19 protein-coding genes and 1 riboswitch are annotated in these 21,508 nt (G+C 66.3%); of the genes, 10 read left to right on the top strand and 9 right to left on the bottom strand.

Annotated features, from left to right (window positions below):
• Positions 1-62: 62 nt before the first annotated feature.
• The 3 genes from hutU to hppD all read left to right on the top strand — a co-directional run bounded on the left by hutU (position 63) and on the right by hppD (position 3,783).
• Positions 63-1,730 (top strand): urocanate hydratase, encoded by a 1,668-nt coding sequence (hutU, locus tag MJ601_RS11800; protein WP_242126590.1) that lies wholly within the window; start codon positions 63-65, stop codon positions 1,728-1,730.
• Positions 1,731-1,836: 106 nt separating this feature from the next.
• Positions 1,837-2,700: a phenylalanine 4-monooxygenase gene (gene phhA, locus MJ601_RS11805; RefSeq protein ID WP_242126592.1), complete on the top strand. Its 864-nt coding sequence runs from the start codon at positions 1,837-1,839 to the stop codon at positions 2,698-2,700.
• Positions 2,701-2,748: 48 nt separating this feature from the next.
• Positions 2,749-3,783 carry a 4-hydroxyphenylpyruvate dioxygenase gene (gene hppD / locus MJ601_RS11810; protein WP_242126594.1) on the top strand — a complete coding sequence of 345 codons (1,035 nt, stop codon included), beginning with the start codon at positions 2,749-2,751 and terminating at the stop codon, positions 3,781-3,783.
• Positions 3,784-3,838: 55 nt separating this feature from the next.
• On the opposite strand, the gene MJ601_RS11815 is transcribed toward hppD, so the two are convergent.
• The 4 genes from MJ601_RS11815 to MJ601_RS11830 form a co-directional block, all read right to left on the bottom strand.
• The gene (locus MJ601_RS11815) at positions 3,839-4,690 is read right to left on the bottom strand and encodes a kinase (RefSeq protein WP_348635575.1); all 852 of its coding nucleotides are present in this window, start codon (positions 4,688-4,690) and stop codon (positions 3,839-3,841) included.
• Positions 4,680-5,627 (bottom strand): 2-hydroxyacid dehydrogenase, encoded by a 948-nt coding sequence (locus tag MJ601_RS11820; protein ID WP_348635576.1) that lies wholly within the window; start codon positions 5,625-5,627, stop codon positions 4,680-4,682. The genes MJ601_RS11815 and MJ601_RS11820 overlap by 11 nt, the downstream gene beginning before the upstream one ends.
• Positions 5,628-5,751: 124 nt before the next feature.
• Entirely contained in the window at positions 5,752-6,498 is a 747-nt protein-coding gene (locus tag MJ601_RS11825) for a FadR/GntR family transcriptional regulator (protein ID WP_348635579.1), read from the bottom strand.
• A 167-nt stretch (positions 6,499-6,665) separates the two neighbouring features.
• Positions 6,666-7,691, bottom strand: a complete 1,026-nt coding sequence (locus tag MJ601_RS11830; protein ID WP_242126598.1) for a zinc-dependent alcohol dehydrogenase — start codon at positions 7,689-7,691, stop codon at positions 6,666-6,668.
• A 192-nt stretch (positions 7,692-7,883) separates the two neighbouring features.
• Between MJ601_RS11830 and MJ601_RS11835 the strand changes: the two genes are divergently transcribed.
• The 4 genes from MJ601_RS11835 to MJ601_RS11850 are packed head-to-tail and all read left to right on the top strand — an operon-like array spanning position 7,884 to position 10,665.
• Positions 7,884-8,537: a TetR/AcrR family transcriptional regulator gene (locus MJ601_RS11835; RefSeq protein WP_242126600.1), complete on the top strand. Its 654-nt coding sequence runs from the start codon at positions 7,884-7,886 to the stop codon at positions 8,535-8,537.
• Entirely contained in the window at positions 8,534-9,568 is a 1,035-nt protein-coding gene (locus MJ601_RS11840) for an aldo/keto reductase (protein ID WP_242126602.1), read from the top strand. The genes MJ601_RS11835 and MJ601_RS11840 overlap by 4 nt, the downstream gene beginning before the upstream one ends.
• 25 nt (positions 9,569-9,593) lie before the next feature.
• On the top strand, positions 9,594-10,235 hold the full coding sequence (locus MJ601_RS11845; RefSeq protein ID WP_242126604.1) for a glutathione S-transferase family protein: 642 nt from the start codon (positions 9,594-9,596) through the stop codon (positions 10,233-10,235).
• A gap of 52 nt (positions 10,236-10,287) precedes the next feature.
• Positions 10,288-10,665, top strand: a complete 378-nt coding sequence (locus MJ601_RS11850; protein WP_242126606.1) for a VOC family protein — start codon at positions 10,288-10,290, stop codon at positions 10,663-10,665.
• A 66-nt stretch (positions 10,666-10,731) separates the two neighbouring features.
• Here the strand turns inward: MJ601_RS11850 and MJ601_RS11855 are convergent, their stop codons facing one another.
• The gene (locus tag MJ601_RS11855; RefSeq protein ID WP_242126608.1) at positions 10,732-11,205 is read right to left on the bottom strand and encodes a CYTH domain-containing protein; all 474 of its coding nucleotides are present in this window, start codon (positions 11,203-11,205) and stop codon (positions 10,732-10,734) included.
• A gap of 100 nt (positions 11,206-11,305) precedes the next feature.
• A complete protein-coding gene (locus tag MJ601_RS11860) occupies positions 11,306-12,208 on the bottom strand; it encodes a metallophosphoesterase (RefSeq protein ID WP_242126610.1) in 903 nt (300 codons plus the stop codon).
• A 561-nt stretch (positions 12,209-12,769) separates the two neighbouring features.
• Positions 12,770-12,847, top strand: a riboswitch (cyclic di-GMP riboswitch).
• A 146-nt stretch (positions 12,848-12,993) separates the two neighbouring features.
• On the opposite strand from MJ601_RS11860, the gene MJ601_RS11865 reads away from it, so the two are divergent.
• Positions 12,994-14,118 (top strand): hypothetical protein, encoded by a 1,125-nt coding sequence (locus MJ601_RS11865; protein ID WP_242126612.1) that lies wholly within the window; start codon positions 12,994-12,996, stop codon positions 14,116-14,118.
• Between the two features lie 75 nt (positions 14,119-14,193).
• Entirely contained in the window at positions 14,194-15,789 is a 1,596-nt protein-coding gene (locus MJ601_RS11870; protein ID WP_242126614.1) for a ShlB/FhaC/HecB family hemolysin secretion/activation protein, read from the top strand.
• Between the two features lie 67 nt (positions 15,790-15,856).
• On the opposite strand, the gene MJ601_RS11875 is transcribed toward MJ601_RS11870, so the two are convergent.
• Positions 15,857-16,597, bottom strand: coding sequence for a dienelactone hydrolase family protein (locus tag MJ601_RS11875; RefSeq protein ID WP_242126616.1), 741 nt, complete (start codon positions 16,595-16,597; stop codon positions 15,857-15,859).
• Positions 16,598-16,744: 147 nt separating this feature from the next.
• Positions 16,745-18,400, bottom strand: a complete 1,656-nt coding sequence (locus MJ601_RS11880; protein ID WP_242126618.1) for a class I adenylate-forming enzyme family protein — start codon at positions 18,398-18,400, stop codon at positions 16,745-16,747.
• A gap of 327 nt (positions 18,401-18,727) precedes the next feature.
• Between MJ601_RS11880 and MJ601_RS11885 the strand changes: the two genes are divergently transcribed.
• Positions 18,728-20,302 (top strand): ABC-F family ATP-binding cassette domain-containing protein, encoded by a 1,575-nt coding sequence (locus MJ601_RS11885; RefSeq protein WP_242126620.1) that lies wholly within the window; start codon positions 18,728-18,730, stop codon positions 20,300-20,302.
• 49 nt (positions 20,303-20,351) lie between these two features.
• On the opposite strand, the gene MJ601_RS11890 is transcribed toward MJ601_RS11885, so the two are convergent.
• A complete protein-coding gene (locus MJ601_RS11890) occupies positions 20,352-21,506 on the bottom strand; it encodes a DUF1501 domain-containing protein (RefSeq protein ID WP_242126623.1) in 1,155 nt (384 codons plus the stop codon).
• Positions 21,507-21,508: the final 2 nt, after the last annotated feature.

Consider the following 21,508-nt stretch of genomic DNA (forward strand, 5'->3'; position numbering starts at 1 on the left):
CCCTGCCCCTGCCCCTGCCCCTGCCCATGCCGTCCGCGGGAGGGACGAAGAAAGGAAATTCCATGACCCGTATCGACAATAGCCGCATCATCCGTCCCGCGACCGGCACGGAACTCAGCGCGAAAAGCTGGCTGACCGAGGCGCCGCTGCGCATGCTGATGAACAATCTGCACCCCGACGTGGCCGAGCGGCCGGAGGAGCTGGTCGTCTATGGCGGGATCGGGCGGGCGGCGCGGGACTGGGAAAGCTATGACCGGATCGTCGAGACGCTGAAGCGGCTGGAGGACGACCAGACGCTGCTGGTCCAGTCGGGCAAGCCCGTCGGCGTGTTTCGCACCCATGCGGACGCGCCGCGCGTGCTGATCGCCAACAGCAACCTGGTGCCGCATTGGGCGACCTGGGACCATTTCAACGAACTCGATAAGCGCGGGCTCGCCATGTACGGGCAGATGACGGCGGGGTCGTGGATCTATATCGGCACCCAGGGCATCGTGCAGGGCACCTATGAAACGTTCGTCGAGATGGGGCGGCAGCATCATGGCGGCGACCTTTCGGGCAAATGGCTGCTGACCGCAGGGCTGGGCGGCATGGGCGGGGCACAGCCGCTGGCGGCGGTGATGGCGGGGGCGTCCTGCCTCGCCATCGAATGTCAGCCGAGCCGGATCGAGATGCGGTTGCGCACCGGCTATCTGGATGTGGCGGCCTCCTCGATCGAGGAGGCTCTGGCGGTGATCGAGGAGAGTTGCGCCGAGCGGAAGCCGGTTTCGGTGGGCCTGCTGGGCAATGCGGCGGAGATTGTGCCGGAACTGTACCGGCGCGGGGTGCGGCCGGACCTGCTGACGGACCAGACCAGCGCGCATGATCCGGTGAACGGCTATCTGCCCATCGGCTGGACCGTCGCCGAGTGGACGGAGCGGCGCGAGCGGGAGCCCGAAGCGGTCGCGAAGGCCGCGAAGGCCAGCATGGCGGTGCATGTACGCGCGATGCTGGATTTTCAGGCGGCGGGCGTGCCGACCACCGACTATGGCAATAATATCCGGCAGATGGCGAAGGATGAGGGGGTCGAAAACGCCTTCGACTTTCCGGGCTTCGTGCCCGCCTATATCCGGCCGCTTTTCTGCCGGGGCGTCGGGCCGTTCCGCTGGGCGGCGCTGTCGGGCGATCCGGAGGATATCTATCGCACCGATGCCAGGGTGAAGGAGTTGCTGCCGGACGACGCGCATCTTCATCACTGGCTCGACATGGCGCGCGAGAAGATACATTTTCAGGGGCTGCCGGCACGGATCTGCTGGGTCGGGCTGGGCGACCGGCACCGGCTGGGGCTGGCCTTCAACGAAATGGTGGCGAAGGGCGAACTGAAGGCGCCGGTGGTGATCGGGCGCGATCATCTGGACAGCGGTTCCGTCGCCTCCCCCAATCGCGAGACGGAGGCGATGAAGGACGGCAGCGATGCCGTGTCCGACTGGCCCTTGCTCAACGCGCTGCTCAATACCGCTTCGGGCGCGACATGGGTGTCGCTGCATCATGGCGGGGGCGTCGGCATGGGCTATTCGCAGCATAGTGGCATGGTGATCGTCGCGGACGGCAGCGAGGCGGCGGCGCGGCGGCTGGAGCGGGTGCTGTGGAACGACCCCGCCACCGGCGTGATGCGCCATGCCGATGCGGGTTACGACATCGCGCGGGACTGCGCGCGGGAGAAGGGGCTGGACCTGCCGGGCATCATCGGGTGAGGCTGTTTCATATTATCGCATGACATGATGAGGCTGTTTCACGAACAGGGGGTAATGGCGCGATATTGAAACCCGTTTTCCGCCCGGGCGTGCGATAAGGCTTTCCATGGCCCATGCGGAACTGACATTGCCCGACGGCGCGGCTGCGGACTGGACGGTTCCGCAGGACTGGGCTGCCTATGGCCCGGCGGAACATGCGATGTGGGACCGGCTGTTCGAGCGGCAGGCGGCGATGCTGCCGGGCCGGGTGGTGCCGGAATTTCTGCAGGGGCTGGATATCCTCCGCATGACCCGGCCCGGCATCCCCGACTTTGCCGAACTGTCCGACCGGCTGATGAAGGCGACCGGATGGCAGGTGGTGGCGGTGCCGGGGCTGGTGCCCGACCGGGTGTTTTTCGATCATCTCGCCAACCGGCGCTTCGTTGCCGGGCGTTTCATCCGCAGGCCCGAACAGATCGACTATCTGCAGGAGCCGGACGTGTTCCACGATGTGTTCGGCCATGTGCCGCTGCTGACCGACCCGGCCTTTGCCGATTACATGCAGGCCTATGGCGAGGGCGGGCTGCGCGCCGATCATATGGGCGCGATCGACCATCTGGCGCGGCTTTACTGGTATACGGTGGAGTTCGGGCTGATGCGGCGGGACGATGGCTTCCGGCTTTATGGGGCGGGCATCGTCTCTTCCTATGGGGAGTCGCTATTCGCGCTGGACGATGCTTCGCCCAACCGGATCGGCTTCGATCTCAAGCGGCTGATGCGGACGGAATATCGCATCGATGACTATCAGCAGAGCTATTTCGTCATCGACAGTTTCGAGGATCTGTTGCGCAAGACTTCCGACGCGGATTTCGGACCTGTTTACCGCGAACTGGAACAGTCAAGCGATCTGGCGCCCGACGCGGTGCTGCCGGAGGACCGCATCTATCATCGCGGCACGCAGGACTATGCGCGGGCGAAGCTGGCATGCTGACGTCACGGTTTTCGCGCCCTGTCGATAATATTGAAGAGGATCGCTTTCATGGCTGACAATAATCCGCTGGGCCTCAACGGTTTCGAGTTCGTCGAATTCACATCCCCCGATCCCGAAGCCATGGGCGCGCAGTTCGAACAATTGGGCTTTGTGGCGTCGCACCGGCATCCGACCAAGAACATCACCCGCTACAAGCAGGGCCGCATCAACCTGATGCTGAACCGCGACGATGCCGGGCGGGTGGCGGCGTTCCGGGGCGAGCATGGTCCTTCGGCGAGCGCCATGGCGTTCCGCGTGGCCGATCCCGAAGCCGCGATGCGCTGGGCGCTGGACCATGGCGCCAAGAGGACCGAGGAGGACGACACCGTCATCCAGGGGATTGGCGGCTCCTATCTCTATTTCATCCAGGATGGCGAGGATCTCTATGCCGACTGGGCGGAGTTTCCCGGCTGGCGCGAGGCGGAGGCGAAGACCAATGTCGGGCTGGATCTGCTTGACCACCTCACCCACAATGTCCGGCGCGGGCAGATGCGGGTGTGGAGCGAATTCTACCGCACGCTCTTCCGTTTCGAGGAGCAGAAATATTTCGACATCAAGGGGCAGGCGACCGGCCTGTTCAGCCAGGCGATGATCGCGCCCGACCATGCCATCCGTATCCCGCTGAACGAAAGCCAGGACGACAAGAGCCAGATCGAGGAATTCATCCGCCAATATCATGGCGAGGGTATCCAGCATCTGGCGCTGACCACCGGCAATATCTACGAGACGGTGGAGAAGCTGCGCGCGCGCGGCGTGAAGTTGCAGGACACGATCGAGACCTATTATGAATTGGTCGACAAGCGCGTGCCCGGCCATGGCGAGGATCTGGAGCGGCTGAGGAAGAATCGCATCCTGATCGACGGCAATGTCGGGGATGAGGGCATTCTGCTCCAGATCTTCACCGAAAATATGTTCGGGCCGATCTTTTTCGAGATCATCCAGCGCAAGGGCAATGAGGGTTTTGGCAACGGCAATTTCCAGGCGCTGTTCGAAAGTATCGAGCTGGACCAGATCCGGCGCGGGGTCATTTCCGTCGACGCCTGACGGGGGCGGAACTCGCTGATCACGCGCGGTTGGTGGGGTCGGGCTGGAAGCGATTTCAGGGCCGTTGTTCGATCCCGATCACCTGCCGGTCCCGGTCCAGCCGCAGGACCAGATCGGCCCTTTCGGGCATTTCCGCCAGGATGTGCCGCGTAATCCGCTCATAATGCAGAACGAACCGCGCGATCTCCGCCTGGTTCATGACATGGGGGGCATGGCCGCCGCTGCCGACTTCATCGAGCAGTTGCTGCTCCTGCTGGCCGCGCCAGGTGGCGACGATCTCGAAATCGGGAGCGGCGAGGAGGATCAGCATGTCGAGTGTACCGAACAATCGCTGATAGGGTCCGGCGAGCTGGTCGTTGACGAAATGCCGCCATGTCCCGTCCGGGTCCTCCCGCCGTTCCAGCGCGTTGACGGGTTCCCGCAGGTCCGCTGGCGCCTGCGGCAGGGCGCCGACACACCAGCCCTCCAGCAGGATGATGTCGGGCCGGGGTTCGGCGATCTTCCAGCGCTCGCGCGGAAGGCGGTCGTCCGTCGCCTTGTCGAAGAGGGGCAGCGCGATCGGATCGCCCGCGGCCGCAGCCTGCAGCAGCGACAGGCCGAGCCCGACATCGTGCGTGCCCGGCACGCCGCGAATCCGGAGCAGCGGATGCACCGTTGCGGCCAGTTCCTCCCGCGCGCGCCTTGGCAGATAGAGGTCATCGAGCCCGATCACCAGAGCGCGATATCCCCTGGCGGCCAGTTCCCCCACGAGCCGGCGCGAGATCGTCGATTTGCCTATGCCCTGCGCGCCGCACAGGCCGGCAATGACCGGGCCTTGCCGCGCCTGCGGGCTCATGGCGATGCGCCGGTCGATGAAACCGGCGATCAGGTCGCCGGGATGAGCACCGGCCGGCTGTTCAGGCGACACGGTCGGCCGGCTCCCGGCCGGAGACGAAGGCATCGATATTGGCCAGCGCGCGCAATCCCATGGCCGTGCGCGTCTCGATCGTGGCGCTGCCGAGATGGGGCAGCAGCACGACATTATCGAGCGCCCTGAGGCCCGGATGCACCGCAGGCTCGCGTTCATAGACGTCCAGCCCAGCCCCCGCCAGCCGTCCTTCGCCAAGGGCGTCGGCAAGGGCGGCTTCATCGACCACCGACCCTCTCGCCGTATTGATGAGGATGGCATCCCGCTTGAGCAGGGCGATCATCTCCGCGTTCAGAAGATGATGGGTCGCCGGACCGCCGGGACATTGCAGCGACAGGACATCCACGCTCCGGAGCAGCATCGGCAGGGATTCGACATAGGTCGCATGGAGGGGATCGGAGCCATCGGGAACCGGGCGGCGGGAATGATAGCTGATCTTCATGTCCCACAGGTCACTGGCCATTCGCGCGGTCGCCTGAGCGATCCGTCCATAGCCGATCAGCCCCAGATGGGCGCCATGCAGGCTGCGGCCCATCATATGGGTCGGATGCCAGCCGGGCCAGCCGCGCGCCCGCAATTGCCGTTCGCCCTCACCGGCCCGCCGCGCCGCCATCAGCATCAGCAGGATGCCCAGTTCGGCCGTCGACTGGGTGAGGACATCGGGCGTGTTGGTGACGGTCACGCCCGCGGCCTTCGCCGCTTCCAGGTCGATATGCTCATGGCCGGCGCCGAAATTCGCGATCATGCGCACCCTGAGGCCGTCCACCGAAAACATGCCGGCGGTGATCCGGTCCGTGATGGTGGGGCAGAGAATGTCGAAATCCCGCATGGCCTGCGCGATCTCCGTGGGTTCGAGCGGGCGGTCCGCAGGGTCGAACGTCATGTCATGCAGTTGGGCCATCTTTTCCAGCACGGACTGCGGCCACAGCCGGGTCACCAATATCTTCCTGCGCATCGCTACCACTCCGGTCGTCGCATGCTCGATACAATTATTTTGTCTAAGTTATCAAGATTTTTGTATGACAAGAATTGAAGAAGCTTCCCTGGCGAGGGCGTGGTGCTCATTCCGCGGGCGCGACACCCCTGGAACTGCGCGCCGAAACCATCGTGGTATCCATGAGCGTATTGTCGATCAGCGCCAGCATCGCTTCGCGCGCTGCGTCGGCGTCGCTGGCCGCGATCGCCCGAAAGACCCGCCAGTGATCGGGCACCGGATCGCGCGTCGCGGCCGCCTGTTGGAGGCGGAAGATCGTGGCCAGGCTTACGGCCGCGCAGATGCCTTCGCTCAGGGATGAGAGGAACGGATTTCCGCATGCGTCGATCATCGTCGAATGGAAGCGGGCATCGGCCGCCCGTCCCGCTTCCGTCGCCAGGGTCAGCGCCTCCATGCTGCCGAGCGCCGTCTCCATCATGCCGAGCTGGGTGAATGTCCTGCGCGTGGCGGCCAGGGCCGCGGCCGCCGGTTCGATGATCCGGCGCAGTTCGAAGATGCCCGCGATCAGCGCGGGGTCCGGCGTGTCGGAAAAGATCCAGGACAGGACATCGGTGTCCAGCAATTCCCATTTCGACGGGTCCGAAATGCGCGTGCCGAAGCGCGGCCGCGCATCGACCAGGCCTTTTGCGCCCAGGATCCGCACCGCCTCCCGGTAAACGGTGCGCGACACGCCATAGTGGCGGCTGGCCTCGACCTCGCCGCCCAGCAATGTCCCCGGCGCCATCTGCCCGGATACGATCGACCGGCCCAGTTCCTTCGCAATCGTGACGGGCAGGCGTTCAACCCCGATTCTGGGCGCAATCCGGTCCGAAATATCTCTATCCTTCCTCGTCCCCCATGCGGCTGCTTGTGGACCATTTCGTCGCAGGTTCGAAAGGCTTTTCGCAGCGCCGGCTCGATGGGAACGGCCTAGGCCGATTCGCCGGTCCCATAAAGGCGAGAAAATCCGGGAGGCGGTTCAGCCACCCATCCCCGTCCCGGTCAGAAGGGGCTGATCTGGACCTTGCACTGCTCGTTGCGGCCGCGCAGTTCCTCGAAGGCTTCGGGCGCGCTGTCGAGATCGACCACCTTGGTCACCATCGCGCGGGGTTCCACATGGCCCTGATCGAAGGATTTGACCGCTATTTCGAATTCGCGCGTGTCATAGACGTTGGTGAAGGTGATCGTCGCTTCCTTCATCGCCGCCTTCATCGGGGAAAACTGGTCGGGCGACCAGCAGAAGCCCGGCGCCACGACCGCGCCCTTGCGGCGCACCGCCGAAACCGCCTGGTCGAGCGATCCGGGCATGCCCGCGCATTCGAAGACGATGTCCGCCGGTCCGCCCAGCGCTTCGGTGGCCTGCTGGGACAGGCGTCGGCCTTCCTCCGGAACGAGGAAGGTGTCGGCGCCGATCGCCATCGCCATCGACTCGCGCCGCCGCGACGTGGCGCTGACCGCGATGCTGCCCGCGCCCGCCCGCCTGGCCCAGTAGGCGGCGGCAAGGCCGATCGCGCCCGCGCCCAGCACCAGCACCCTGTCGCCCGTCCTGATGCCCGAAACCCGCGCGGCGCGAAGCGACACCGCCATGGGTTCGATAAGGGCGCCGTCCTCGAAACTCAGCGAACGGGGCAGACCGACGCACCACAGATCATTGGTCAGCAGATATTCCGCATAGCCGCCCGTCGCCCCGCCCGATCCGAAGATGGTGGCCCGCCGGCACCCCATGGGATCGCCGCCGAGGCAGGCGAGGCATTGCCCGCAACTGAGGAACGGCATCACGGCGACATGATCGCCTACCCTCACCCGTTCCACGCCGGGGCCGAGCGCGACGACCTCCCCGGACACTTCATGCCCGGGAATCGCCCCATCGTCGAAGCGAAAGCGATGATCCTCGGCCATGTGCAGGTCGCTGCCGCAAATGCCGCAACGGTGGACCTTGATGACGACCTGCCCCTCGCCCGGCACCGGATCGGCGACCTCGGTCACCGCAAGCTTGCGTGTCGCGGAAGAGAAGACGGCAGCGCGCATGGGTGATCCTCCTGCTAAAACTCTGGGGCATGATCCGATCCGGTTGAATCGGATCACGCTCTATCTGTCCTTGTTTTCCGCATTTCCGTGCCGGCAGGTGATGCCACCTGTTTCGAAAATGCTCACGGGTATAGACCATCTATACCGATTTGGTTGTTTCGGTCCATATGCCTTTCATGCTAATGTCGCTTCATGGCAGTTACCGCGCCCCTTGTGCCCGCTTCCTCCAGGGCGGACCAGATCATTGCCGCCACGCGCGCCCTCTTCGTGCGATATGGCTATCGCCGCACGTCGGTGGACGATATCGCACGTGAGGCAGGCGTCGCCAAGGCCACGCTCTACCTGCATTTTTCCGGCAAGGAGGAGATGTTCCGCGAGATGATCGCGCGGTTCCAGCGCTTTCAGGAGGAACGCTGCGCCGCCGCCGAGGCGATGGACGCGCCGGTCGAGGCGCGGGTGATCGCCCTGATCGACGCCGCCTATGGCACGACGCTCGAATGGTTCGAGAATACGGCGCATATCGAGGAATTGCGGACGGTCGCGGTGCAGGAGATCGCCCTGCCGGTCGACGAATCGGCGCGGCAGCTCGGTCGCCGGCTGGCGCGGATGATCGAGCGCGCCGAGGACGCCGGGGAGCTTCGTCCCCCCGCCGTCGGCCGTTCCCCGCAGGAGGTGGCGCGGGTGCTGCTGTTCGCGGCCTATGGCGCGAAACATGCGACGGATGCGACGCTGGCGGGCTTCCGCGCGGCATTGCCCGGAATCGTGCGGCTGATCCTGGGCGGCCTGATCCTGGATGGCCCGATCCATGATGGAATGACGACAAGCGCAACGGAGGATGCGACATGAAATATAATCGGCTGGGTTCGACCGGACTCTATGTCTCGGAAATCTGCCTTGGCACCATGACCTTCGGCGGCGGCGAGGCCAGCCAGTGGCAGGTGATGGGGTCGCTGACGCAGGAGGCCGCGACCGCGATGACGGCCCGCGCGCTGGAGGCCGGTGTCAATTTCTTCGACACGGCCAATGCCTATCATGGCGGGCGTTCGGAGGAGATATTGGCGGAGGCGCTGCGGCAGACCGGCACGCGCCGGATCGACGTGGTACTGGCGACGAAGGTCTGCCGCGACATGGGCACGGGGCCGAACGACCGGGGCATTTCGCGCCATCACATACTGGACCAGGTGGACGCCAGCCTGAAGCGGCTGGGCACCGACCATATCGACCTCTACCAGCTGCATGCGGAAGACGCCGACACGCCGCTGGAAGAGACGCTGCGTGCGCTGGACGACGTGGTGCGCGCGGGCAAGGTCCGCTATATCGGCGTGTCCAACTGGCCCGCCTGGCGCATCGCCAGGGCGCAGGGCGTGGCGCGGGCCAAGGGCTGGTCCACATTCGAAACGGTGCAGGCCTATTACAGCGTGGCCGGACGCGATGTCGAACGCGAAATCGTGCCGATGGCGCAGGAAGAGGGGCTGGGCCTGCTGGTCTGGTCGCCGCTGGCGGGCGGGCTGCTGTCGGGCAAATATGACGGCACGAGCGAGCAGGGCCGCCGGGCGCGGCTGAATTTTCCGCCGGTCGAGCCCGCGCGACTGGACGCGGCGCTGGCGGCGATGCGGCCGATGGCGCAGGAGCGCGGATGCAGCGTCGCCGCCGTCGCGCTCGCCTGGCTGCTCCACCAGGCGCAGGTGTCGAGCGTGATCGTGGGGGCGACGCGGCTGGAGCAGCTGGACGACAATCTTGCCGCGACGCAGGTCGAACTGTCCGCCGAGGACCTGCAGCAGCTTGCCGCCGCCTGCCCCCTGCCACGCGAATATCCCAACTGGGGCGGCGTTCGCGGTCCGGCCAGCCGCAGACCCGCGCCGTTCCGGCCGTCCTGAACCTGCAATCCGATCGGAATCCGCCATGACGCTGGTCCTGCACCATCTCAACAACAGCCGCTCGCACCGTATCCTCTGGCTGCTGGAGGAATTGGGGGTCGATTACGACCTACGCATCCACCGCCGCGATCCCGTCACCTTTTTCGCGCCGCCGGAACTGGAGGCGGCGCATCCGCTGGGCAAGGCTCCGGTGATCGAGGATGGGGACATCATCCTCGCGGAATCGGGCGCGATCGTGCAATATCTGTGCGAAACCCAAGGCAAGGGCCGCTTCCTGCCGGCGGAGGGCACGCCCGGCGGCGCGCGCCATCTGGAACTGATGCATCTGGCGGAGGGATCGGTCATGCCTCCCATCATGCTTCGTTTCACCCTCGGCGCATTGGGGGAGGCGGCAGCGCCCGCCGCGGCGCGCTTCGCCACGCAGGTGGAGCAGACGCTCGACTATCTGGAGGCGCAGATCGGCCCGGCGGGATTCTTCGTCGGCGAATCCCTGACCGGCGTGGACGTGATGATGAGCTATCCGGCGGAAATCGCGGTGCGTATGGGATTGGCCGCCAACCGGCCGCGGCTGGCGGCGTTCGTCGAGGGCATCCATGCACGTCCGGCATGGGCGCGCGCCGTCGCGCGGGGCGGCGGCTTTTCGGTGGTGCCGGGGGAAGAGGTTTAGGTCTCCCTATTGGGACTGGGAACTTTCGACCGCCTGCGCACATTCGTGCAGGATGCTGCACCATGTTTCGCTCGGAACGTCCGACCTGGATCGGGCACGCGCCTTCTATGACCCGGTGATGCGCGAACTGGGCATGGGACGGACGTACGACGTCGCGGACGCGGTGGGATATGGCGCGGGCATCACTGCGTTCAGCCTCAATCTTCCGGCGGACGGGGGCGCGGCTTCTTCCGGCAACGGGGTGCATGTGGCGTTCGAGGTGGAAAAGCGGGCGGCGGTCGATGCCTTCTTCCGGGCGGCGATGGCCCATGGCGGCGTGGACGACGGCCCGCCCGGCCTGAGACCGGAATATGACGCCCATTATTATGCCGCCTTCGTTCGCGATCCGGACGGCAACAAGATCGAGGCCGTCACATTCGCCGCAAGCTGAATGGGCGCCCTGGCGTGACCGGACTGCTTGCGGCCCTCTCCGCCCCCTGATCTTCCGCCCGGCGGCTCAGGCGACGAGGTCGGGCATCGACACCAGGGCGATGGCCGAATTGCGGAAGCGGGGATCGGCGGTCACTTCCCTGCCCACCCAGTCGGGCAGGTCGAAGGCTTCATCCGGCGCACGCAGTTCGATTTCGGCAAGGACCAGTCCGTTGGCCCGGCCTGCGAAGACATCGACCTCCCAGATCCGGCCCCCGTGCGGAACGCGATAGCGCGTCTTTTCGATCACCGGCCCGGTGCACAGCCTGTCTAGCATGTCTTCCGCATCGGCGAGCGAGATCTCATATTCGAACTCGTCCCGGACGATGCCGGCCCGCCCGCTCTTCAATGTGAGCCAGGCCCGGTCATCGGAGAGGCGGACCCGGACGCTGGCACGGGGGTCGTGCGTGACATAGGCCTGGCGAAGGACGCGCCCGCCATCGGCCGTCCGCCGCCAACCATCATCCACGACCAGGAATTTGCGCTCAATCTCTACCGCCATACATGCCCTGACATGGGATCGCCGGGAGAGGGGCGAACGGATGGAGACTAACCCCGGCCGGGCGCGAAGGCGAGTCCCCTTTCATCGGCCGATGCCAGGATCATGGCATCCCGCCGCGCGACAGGGCCGGTTCGTTGGTTTTTGGCTGGGAGCCTACCGGCGAGCTGGCATTGCGCCCCCCGCCCCTCGCGCGGAGCGTGATCCGGGTCAGTTCGGCGGGGCGACCGAGCCGGAGCGCGAAACCCGGCCAGATTCCCGTGCCGTTGTTCACGTAGAGCGTCATGCCATCGACATCGTAGGCACCTGACACAAATCCGCCGTTTCCCCGCGCAACCAGGCGGTCGAGGCCGGGCATCATCCCCCCATGCGTGTGACCGGAAAGCTGGAGCGCAATGCCGTGCGCGGCCGAATTGCGTGCCGATCCGGGCTGATGGTCCAGAAGGAGCACCGGCACCGCCGCCGGTGCGCCAGCGACGGCCGCGGCCAGATCCGGCTGGGGCATGCCCGTCGCCCGCGCGGTCCTGTCCGTGACGCCGGCGATGACCATGCGTTCGCCCGCGCGCTCCAGAATCGCATGCCTGTTCTCCAGCACATGCATGCCCATTCCCGCGAAATGCTGCATCCATTGCTTGTAACCCAGGAAATATTCGTGGTTGCCCGGGCTCATATGGACGCCATCGCGCGCGCGCAGGTCGCGCAGAGGCTCGACGTCCGCGCGGCGCATGGCGAGGCTGCCGTCGATGACATCCCCGGTGATCACGATCAGGTCCACGTCAAGAGCGTTGACGCGATCCACGACGGCGCGTGTCCAGGCAGCGGAGAACAGGCGGCTGACATGCAGGTCGGTCAATTGCACCAGCGTATAGCCATCCCATTGCGGCGGCAGTCCTTCAATGCCGATCTCGATCGCCTTCAGCCCGGGAATGCGCGTGGCGTTATACACCGCGAGGGTGGCGAGGAGCGCGGCGCCGGCGGCTAGGCCATAGCGCAGATCGACCGGCATGATGGCCGGGTTTCCGGATAGGAGCCATATGAGGAGCATCGCCGCATCGGCGAGCAATTGAATCAACGCCAGAAACAGGATCGCGCCGCTGGCCCAGTTGAAGAGAAGGACGATCGGGCGTGGAAACTCCGGGGCAAAGATCGACCCCGACGACAGCTTGCTCCAATATTGGAATTGCGACGCGATAAGCAGCCCCAGCGCGATTGCCAGCTTGATCGCGACCGGCCACGGCAGGGGCCAAAGGAAGCGCGTGATGACAAGGATGGAGGGGAGCGCGAAAATCAGGTGGATAATGACATTGGCTCCAATCGCGCCCAGAAGACCGCCAGATGTGGTCGGCCTCGTGCCCGGTCAAGGGCGGGCCGTCAAAAAAGGGATCGGGCGCGAACCCCCAGACGATGTTCCATTCTGCTCCATCGAACGGGCGATGCCGCCGCCCACGCGGCATCAAGCCTTGTACCCAAATCTAACTATTTATGAATTAAGCATGATTTTCTGTTTTCATCGAAGAATTGGGAGAACCAATTCTCATCTGGATTGTTACCGCCAGAGGATCCCCGATCCAGACAAAGGCAAACCGGCGGCGACGCCGGGACGCAAAGCCTCCGGCCTTGATCGCAAGGTAGCGGGGCTACCGAAGGAGCCGAGGTTGAAGTGACGCGCGCCGGTCGCCCTTGCCGCCATATTGTTCTGGCCTGTTTCGCGCGCCTCCCCAATATCGACACCATTCGCGTGGCTTTCCGCTGCCTGCGACCTGAGCACGCAGGCATTTTAGGAGAAAGTCCATGATATTTGCTGATCGGAAATCATCCCTTGCGGCCATTCTGGCGGTGACGGCCTGCTCCGCCGCCTCCCTCATGTTGAGCGCCTGCGAAAGCACCGGCGGCGCGCGTTTTGCCAGCGTCGGGTCGCCCGGTGCGGGAAGCGGCGGCGGGTCCGGGGGACAAAGCGGCGGCACGGGAAGCGAGACGGGCGGCGGCTCGGGCACAGGGGGCTCGGGCAGCGGCGGTTCAGGCAGCGGTTCCGGAGGCGGCGCGGGTTCGGGATCGGGCGGCGGGTCGGGCGGCGGTTCGTCGGGCGCATCCGGGGCGCTCGGCCAGCTCTCGCCCGTTCTCACGACAGCGGGAAATGCCGTGCTCGCAGTATCCGACGCCCAGGGCAATGTGACGACCCCCGTCGCGACCGCTCTTCCGATCACGCAGCCTGTGACGGGCACCATCACCCGCATATTGGATGATGCCGGAACCGTGCTGGTGGATGCCGGACAGGGGCGCACCCTGCTGCTTCAGGGCGCGCAGGGCGTGGTCGGGGACGTGTTGTCCATCGATGTCGGAGGGCGGACGGTGACGACCGGTCTTGACGGGACGAGCGGCGCCATCGGCCTGGGCGTGCTGGGCGATACGCAACCCACCGGCACGCTGGCTTCGGCCGGTGTACTCAATGCAGGCAATACCGCGCTGGCGACCGTAAACGGCGTGGCCGATGTCCGCATCACCAACATCACCTCTCCGACCGGGGGCATCGCCAGCAATCTGCTCAATGTGGCGCTCGGGGGCAATTCGTTGATCGGCAATGGCGATCCGGCGCTCATCAACGCGAATGTGCTGCCCGGCGGGGCCGGTGGGGTGAGTGGCGGCGCGCTCGCGCCGGTCACATCGACGGTCAGCTCCGTCGTCGGTACGGCGGGCAATCTCGTCGCGGGCGCGACCCCCGCTGTGGAAAATGTGACGTCGACGGCGCTGGGTCCGATCGGCGTCGCCGCGGGAGCAGGCGCGGGCGGCACCGCGGAGGCGGGCGCTGGCGCGGCGGTGAGCCCCGGCGGCGTACTGGCGCCGGTCACGGGAACGGTTACCAACACCGTCACCGGCACGCTCAACACGGTCGGCGGCGCGCTCAACCTCAACCGCTGATCCGTACCCCCCGGGGCGCGGGGCGCGCTCCCGGGGGCGTATCCGGCGCCCCCTCCTCCCCGGAAACCTTCCGCCATGATCTCGACCGCCGCCGCGCTGCCGCTGTTGCTGGCCGTGCAACCGCCCGCCACTCTGGCGCCCCCGCTGATCGATCAGCAGACCGAACCGCCCCCCGCCGCTCCCCCGGACCATGCCACCGTTCCATCCACGCCCGAACAGGCCATCGCCGTCGATGCCGATGCGGCGGCCGTCCAGATCAAAAGCGTCAATTTCGAGGGCGTGGAAGCGCCCGAAGCCGTGGCGGACGCGGCCCGCCATTTTCTGGGGAAACCGGCATCGCGCGCGACGCTGACGGCCTTGGCCAAGGCGATAGCGACCGCTTATGGAAAGAGCGGGATCGCGCTCTACACCGTGGCCATTCCCCAACAGCGTCTCTCGGACGGCCATGTCAGGGTCCTTCTGGCCGAAGGCTTTGTCGAGGAGATCGTCTATCCCCAAGGCGCCAGTCCGCTCATACGCGCCTATGCTGAAAGACTGCGCGCGGAAAAGCCGCTCTCCCGCCGGGCGCTGGAACGCTATCTGTCGCTCATGCGCGACATTCCAGGCGCGAAGGTCGACGTGGCCCTGCTGCGCGGTGCCCGCCCGGGCGGCGTCAGGCTGTCGATCACCCCCAGCCGCAAGAAGACCGATTTCAGCATGGGGATCGACAACCGGCGCCAGAACGGCCTGGGCAGCGGCCAGTTTCGCGCGAGCGCGCAGGGGAACAGCTTGCTGCGCGACGGCGACCGCACCGACCTGGTCTTTCTGAGCGCCCTCGATTTCAAACGCTATCGCTATTTCGGCTTCAGCCATCAGACGCCGCTGGGTTCGGATGGATTGGTGCTGGGCCTTTCCGCTTCCACCTTGCGCACCCAGCTGAAAAATTATCCGGTAACGGGCGACGCGCAGACGCTGGGGCTGACCCTCAGCTATCCGGTGATCCGCAGCTACAAGAAGAATCTGACCGTCAGTGCCGGGCTGGACGGGTTGAACAGCGACGCGGCCTTGTTGGGCGCGGTGCTTTCGTCGGACCATATCCGCACCGCGCGCGCCGCCATAGGCTATGGCATGATCGGCCGGAAAAGCGTGCTCAACGCATCCGCCACGCTCAGCCGGGGCCTCGATATTTTCGGCGCCCGTGGCACGGAGGGCTTTACCGACCGGATCTTCACGAAATGGACGGGGCGGGCGGGCTATGACCGCATGCTGGGCAAGCGCTTCGTCGGCCGTTTGCGTCTGATGGGACAATATAGCGGCGACAGGCTTTCGGGTAACGAGCGCCTTGCCATTGGCGGACCGGAATTTGGCCGGGCCTTCGACACGGCCCTGTTGAGCGGCGACCGGGGCATGGCGGGATCGTTCGAACTGGCGCTCCGGCCGAACCTGCCGGAAAAGTTCAAGGGCAGCGAACTCTATGGCTTCGTCGATGGCGCAAAGATCCATGTGAAGGAACGATTGAGCCTGGCAGCCGCCGATTATGGGCTGGCATCCGCCGGCGGTGGCCTCAGGATCTCCTATAATCCCCATGCCTCGCTGGGACTTGAGGGCGCAAGGGTGATCGAGAGGCCTTACGCCGGAGCTGACGGTGGATGGCGGTTCAACATCAACTGGCATGTGAAGATGCGACGCTGATCGCCGCCCGTCGTCGCGATGGTGGCGAGGGGTCAGCGCAGGTGCGGCGGGCGGAAGAATCTGTCCGTCATCCGATCGTGCGCCGGAACAGGGCAATCAACCTTTCCCAATGGCGCAGATCGCCGTCGCGGTCATAGGGGGGTCTCGGCGCCCCGAGGCCGGCCTTGCGCTCCGGAAAGACGAAGCCATGGTCGAGCCCCGGATAGATTTCCATCTCGCCCTGGATGCCGTCCGTCGCGATCGCGTCACGGACGGCCAGCGCCATCTCCATCGGGGCATGGCCGTCCAGCTCGGCATGGCCGAAATAGAATTCGGCCGTGGCGCGGCGCATGACGCGGTGCGGGCTGTCCGGCGCGTCCGTCGCCAGCGCGACGCCGTGAAAGGATGCGGCGGCCGCCACCCGGTCCGGCCAGGCGGCGGCGAGTTGCACCGCATATTGGCCCGTCATGCAATAGCCGACCGTGCCGATCCTTCGGCAATCCGCCGCATCATCGCCTTCCGCCACGGCGAGCAGCGCGGCGCAGTCCTCCAGAACGCCCGCCCTGTTCACCGCCGCCAGCAACGCCGCCATCTCGTCCATGCCCGCATCGGGTATCTCCAGCACGCCGCTGCGGTGAAAGAGGTTGGGGAGCATCACATAATAGCCCGACGTCGCCAGCCGGCGCGCCATGTCGCGCAATTCTTCCCGGATACCCGCCGCGTCCATCTGGAATAGCACGAGGGGATGAGGGCCTTCGCGGTCCGGATGAGTGATGAAGGTCGTCATCACCCCCTCGCCGACCGCGACATCTATCGTTCTTTCCTGCATTGCCTCTCCTCTCTCGCCGGGTTCACTGCGGACGCGCTACAGGCTCGCGATGCCCGGCGGCCATGATCTCCGGGGTCATCAGCCGCATGGCACCGGACATGACCCACGAATGCGAACTCCGGCGGGGGCATGCGCCGCACCACCATCCTATGACGCCATGAGCAGGGCGGTGGCCGCGCGCCGGTCGAGCTTGTTGGTGGCGGTGGTGGGGACGGCCGTCACGACCTTCAGCTTGCGCGGCACCTTGTAGGAGGCGATCTGGTGGCGCAGTTCGCCAAGCAACGCGGGAATGTCGATCTCCCTATCCTGCTCCGCCACGATCAGCGCGCCGACGATCTCGCCGCGTTCCACGTCCGGCAGGCCCAGCACATGCGCCTCCGCGACGCCGTCCAGCGCCAGCAGGGCCTGTTCCACCTCCGCCGGGGCGACATTGGCGCCTGAAGTCTTGATCATCGCGCTGCGGCGGCCGTGGAAGAACAGATGGCCGTCGCGGATGGTGCAGATGTCACCGGTCGCGAACCAGCCGTCGCGGTCGAACACCTCATGGCGCTCGCGCCCTTCATAGCCCAGCATCAGCGTATCGCCGCGCAGATGAAGCTCGCCCCGCTCGCCCTCCGCCAGCACGCGCCCGGTCTCCGGGTCGACGATGCGATGTTCCATTCCCGGCGCGCCAAGGCCCATCGCGCCTCGATGATCGGGATCGCTCGTGAGGATGTGGCTGCTGTGCGGCCCCGCGCTTTCCGTCATGCCCATCGCATAACCGAACGGCGCGGCATCGGGAGGCGGCGGGAAAGCGAGGAGTTCGGGTACCGAGCCGGAGTGGATGGCGCTGAAATCGCGGTTCGCCAAATGGGGATCGGCAGCGATCTGCCGCCCCAGGAACGGCCAGACATGGACGATCGTGCACCTCTCCTGTTCGATCATGTCGACCAGCCTGCTCCCCCTTTCCGCCGTGCCCACCAGCGTTCCGCCGACGTGCATCATGGCCAGCAGCGTCGTGATCAGCCCGCCCACCCAGAACATGGGAGAATCCGCGAACAGCCGGTCTTCGGCGTGGAAGGGCATGGACGCCGCCCAGCGCCGCGAGGAGCGCAGGAAATTGCCGTGGCTGTGCAGCACGCCCTTGGGATCGGCGGTCGATCCCGACGTATAGACGATGGTGACCGGATCGGCGGGGCACACCTCGCGCTCGGCCGCGGCGACCAAGGGTTGGGGCATTTGGGGCCGGTCCCGCACAGGCTCCGCCCAGGGTGCTTCGCCGTGCCACAACCAGATATGACGCAGATGGGGCGCGCGTTCGCTCGCCACGCCCTTGTCGGTCCCGTCCAGCGCCAGCGCCTCGGCGATCCGCGCGATCAGGTTCACATTGCGGACCCTGTCGCTGGCGATCAGCAACGGCGCGCCGCCCATGCGCAGCAGTTTCGCCAGTTCCGGAGGCGCGGCCAGCGTGCTGAGCGGTGCGGCGAGCGCGCCGATCCGAGTGACCGCCAGCCAGGTCACCAGGAAATCGACCCCGTCCGGCATCAGCATGGCGACCCGGCTGCCGCGTCCGATGCCGTGCCGCAGCAGGCGCGCGGCAAGGGAAGCCGACCGCGCATCCGCCTGCGCATAGGTGATACGGTCGTCGTCCCGCACCAAAAGGTCCCGATCTCCATGATGCGCGGTGCCGTAGGCCAGCAGCGCCGGGATCGTCGGTTCGACAGGCGCGACCTTGGTCCAGTCGAGATGCGCGTAATAGCGGGCCAGTCTTGCATCGATCTGCCCGGCTTCGAGTCCGGCGGGGGCGGCTGCCTGCGTCATCATCCTCTCTGTTCCATCCTTTTGCCGGGCTGTGTCACCGTGCCTGGCGCAGGGATGGACCCATGGCGGGGAAAATACCAATATGATTGTCGCGGCCTGTGATTAGCTGGAGACATCAAAGGACCTGCCGCCGCCATTCCTCCGTGCGATCCGGCCGCCGGAAAGCCATCATGGGGAGCAGAAAAGGCCGGCAATTCGTATTTGCAAGTCGCGCGTGGAGAAGGTAGATCAGGCACGTCCGGCGATGACGCCAGACAGACTGCAGGAGGATGGAATGGACCGGAAGACGCGCTGAATTCGCCCGCGTCATCAGTTGTTTCCGGTACCCCCATGTCCTCTTTCCTTACCCTCCACGCCGTGGCCCTTGCCGCGCCTTCCGGTCGCCCGTTGTTTTCCGGCCTGTCGCTCCATGTCGGGTGCGAATGCATTGGCCTTGTCGGCCGGAACGGCGCGGGAAAATCATCGCTGCTGCGGGCGATCCTGGGTGAGATAGCGCCGCGGTCCGGCAGCATTTCGCTCAACGGCACGGTCGGCGTCCTCCATCAGATGCTGGAGCCCGGCCGCGAAACCGCGGCCAAGCTGCTGGGCGTTGCCGAACCGCTTGCCTTGCCGCGCCGGATCGAGGCGGGCAAGGGAAGCGAAGCGGACTTTGCGGAGGCGGATTGGTCCCTGCCGCAGCGGCTCGAAGAGGCGCTGGCATCCGCCGGCCTGCGCCCCATCGACCCGGAACGGCCGCTGGCGAGTTTCAGCGGCGGCGAGCGGACCCGCATCGCGATCGCGGGTCTGCTGATCGATCCGCCGAACCTGCTGCTGCTGGACGAGCCCACCAACAATCTGGACGAGGACGGCCGGGCGGCGATCGCCGCCTTGCTGGCCGGTTGGCGCGGCGGGGCGCTGGTCGTCAGCCATGACCGGATGCTGCTGGAGCAGATGGACCGGATCGTCTCGCTTTCGCCTGTCGCGGTCGCAATTCATGGCGGCGGCTGGTCTTCCTGGGTCGCGCAGCGCGATGCCGCCAGGGCGCGATCGGAGGCGGAGCTGGAGAGCGCCGGGCGACAGATGCGGGCAGCGCGGCGCCAGGCGCAAGACGTGCGCGAGCGCCAGGCGCGCCGGGACCGTTCGGGCCAGGCCTATGCCGCAAGCGGCAGCGCGCCGAAAATCCTGATGGGGAGGCAGCGGGAACGAGCGGAGAATAGCGGCGGACGCGGCCAGATGCTGGTGGAGCAGCGGCTTGAGGCCAGCATTGCCTCACTGGCTGCTGCGCGGGCACAGGTGGAGATCGCTACGCCGCTCAACATCGCCATCCCCTCCTGCGGACTCTCGTCGCATCGGCGGCTTCTCTCTTTCGATGCCGTGTCCTGGAGTGCGGGCGAACGCACGGTGATCGACCGTCTCTCGTTCGAGTTGCAGGGGCCGGAACGCGTGGCGGTGACGGGACGCAATGGCGCGGGCAAGACGACGGTCCTGCGGCTGGCCGCCGGACTCGCCGTTCCCACGTCCGGCAGCGTGGCCCGATCCGGGCCGAGTGCGTTTCTCGATCAAAGCGTTGCCCTGCTGGACCGCGACGCGACGCTGATCGACAATATGCGGCGCTTCAATCCGGCGCTCGATGACAATGCGGCACGAGCCGCTCTTGCCCGCTTCGCCTTCCGCAATGTGGGGGCAGACAGGCTCACGCGGACCATCAGCGGTGGAGAATGCCTGCGCGCCGGTCTGGCCTGCCTGCTGTCAGCCCAGCCCACACCGCAACTGCTGATGCTGGACGAGCCGACCAATCATCTCGACCTGGAATCGATCGAACTGATCGAGCAGGCACTGCGCGCCTATGACGGCGCGCTCCTGGTCGTCAGCCACGACCGCCGGTTCCTGGAGGCGCTGGGTGTTGGCAGGGAAATCCGCTTGTAATCGCCCCCTCCGGCGCTTCGGTGACAGGGCGGCCGTGCATGGCGCCGCTTCAGGCGACCAACCCGGTGAGCGGCCTTACAACCCTGTCGCGGAACAAGGTCCGGGAAACCTGTTCCGGGTCCAATCCCAGACTGGCCGCCGCCGTACCGGCGATCAGCGAGTCGAGCTCCAGCGTCGGCCTGAGGTCGCGGCTCTCATATAGCTGCGATGGCGCAAGGCCGGGCCATTCGGCGACGATGCGTCCGCCTCTCACGGCCCCGCCCACCAGCATTGCCACAGCACCGGTGCCATGATCGGTGCCCCCCGTGCCGTTGGCCGCGGCGGTGCGGCCGAACTCCGTGGCGATCAGCACGGTGGTGCTGGCCCATGCCGCCCCCATTCCCTCCTTCAGCGCGGCGAGCAACAAGTCCAGGCCCTTCAACTGGCTGGCCAGCCTGCCCTCCTGGGCGGTGTGCGTATCCCAGCCCGATGTTTCGAGCATGGCGATCCGCGGGCCTTCCGGCTTGGTGAGGAAGGCGGCGGCGAGGTGACCAAGCCCTGCCGGGTCGGATTTGGTCGCCGAACGGTCCGCGGCGGCCTTCGCATCGAGCGCTGCCGCCCACAGAGGATGCAGCTGCGAGTCTGCGGCGTAGAGCGTGCCGACCCGCTCGATCAGGTCGTCCGAGGGCGCGGGCAGGGCCGATGGCATGTAGGATTCGACCGAGACCGGTCCCCGGAGCGCAGGCGGCACCGTCGCGGCCAAAGCGATCGCCTGATCCCCGGCATGGGGCATCAAGCCGACGAGGCGGTTCATCCAGCCGTCGCGCACCGCATAGGGTTGCAGGCCGCCGGTTTCGAGCATGTTCTGCCCGTCGAAATGGGAGCGGTCGCGATAGGGGGAAGCGACGGCGTGAACGAAGAGCGCCTGGTTCTCACGATACATCTCCCCCAGCCGGACGAGCGCGGGATGAAGCGCGAACTGGCCATCCAGCTTGATCGCAGCGGCCGGATCGATCGCCAGCGCGCCGCGCAGCCGGGCGTAGCCGGGATCGGCATAGGGCACGACAATGTTGAGACCGTCGGCCGCGCCCCGCTGGATGATGAAGACGAAGCGGCGATCGGTCGGAACGGTGGCGAACGCCATATGCGGCGCAACCAGCAACGATCCCGCACCGGCTGCCGACAGGGTGAGAAAGCGGCGACGTGCAACCGGGGTTCGGTCCATGG

The sequence above is a fragment of the Sphingobium trunci genome, assembly GCF_022664535.1.
In the GTDB taxonomy this organism is placed as follows: domain Bacteria; phylum Pseudomonadota; class Alphaproteobacteria; order Sphingomonadales; family Sphingomonadaceae; genus Sphingobium.